1 protein-coding gene is annotated in these 463 nt (G+C 76.7%); it reads left to right on the top strand.

The annotated features are described in order from the left end of the window. Positions 1-463 (top strand): hypothetical protein (locus tag GVL52_RS32000; RefSeq protein ID WP_200847989.1); only part of this gene is annotated, 463 nt, incomplete at both ends.

The raw sequence follows: 463 nt of genomic DNA, 5'->3' as shown, positions 1-463 counted from the left end.
GCCCTGGCGCCCGCCCTGGGCGTGCTGCACACGCTGCTGCGGCACGGACAGATGCTCGGCATGGCCGATGCGCCCGTGCTGCGCGTGGTGGTGGAGGCGGGCTTCGACCGCGCGCTGTGGCTGCTGGAAGCTCCCGCAGCCGTCGCTCCGGCCGACGTGGGAGACCACCTGAACGGCCACCGGGCCCTGCACCGGATCGTGGCGGACACTCTGGCGGACCTGCACGACGGCGCCCCGGCGCCGCTCTCGCTGGAACCCGCACGCGCCCTGGCCGTGTGGCGGCGCAAGGCGGCCGATCCGCAGGCCGCGCCGATCAGCCGGGGGGCGGCGCTCGGCGCGGTCCTGGCGCTCGCGGGGCGTGCCGCTGCAGTCCCAGGCGTGGGCGACGCTGGCGCGAGCGATGGCAGTGGCGATGCCGACGGCGGCGCGCATCCCGGCAATGGCGTCCATGACGCCATGGACC

This window comes from Rhizobium sp. 18055 (assembly GCF_902706285.1).
Lineage (GTDB): Bacteria > Pseudomonadota > Alphaproteobacteria > Rhizobiales > Rhizobiaceae > Rhizobium.
The sequence above is the reverse complement of the archived record's forward strand: the minus strand, read 5'-3'. Positions and strand labels throughout refer to the sequence as shown.